This is a genomic window from Pararcticibacter amylolyticus (genome assembly GCF_003130405.1).
In the GTDB taxonomy this organism is placed as follows: Bacteria; Bacteroidota; Bacteroidia; order Sphingobacteriales; family Sphingobacteriaceae; genus Arcticibacter; species Arcticibacter amylolyticus.
In genome coordinates, this window is record NZ_QEAS01000117.1 from 1 (window position 1) to 425 (window position 425).

1 pseudogene is annotated in these 425 nt (G+C 58.1%); it reads right to left on the reverse strand.

Going from position 1 to position 425, the window contains the following annotated elements:
• A pseudogene (locus DDR33_RS25330) lies at positions 1 to 359 on the reverse strand (hypothetical protein); the annotation flags it as partial.
• Positions 360 to 425 lie beyond the last annotated feature (66 nt).

A 425-nucleotide genomic window follows, 5' to 3' on the forward strand; every position in this document is an offset into this window, starting at 1 on the left:
GCCTGGATGGCTAAGCGGCGGTGAAGGAACTCCTCTTTGGTGCCGATCTGGAACTGCTCCTTCCCGATCTTCACGGTCACCGGCACCTCCAGCGACAGCGATGCCTCGGCAATGACGCTTTCGTCCAGCTCATGCTGCTCCTTCTCAATGTGGAAAGTAGCGTAATAATAAAACCGTCCTTTCTCAGGCTTCAGGTACCCCACCCCCATCTTAAGCCTGCCGGCCAGGGCCCGCGCCAGCATGCGGTGTTTATCATCACGGTCCCGGCCCAGGTACGTACGGAAGCGCAGCTTGTACATCCTCATTTTATACTCGCCGCTCTTCTCATCCCGGCTAAGCTTAAAGTCCGACGGCGGCACGGGAAGCCCCAGCCCCTTCTTATAGTTGCGAAGAGAGTGTTGCCCCGACCAGTACGCGTTCCGCTC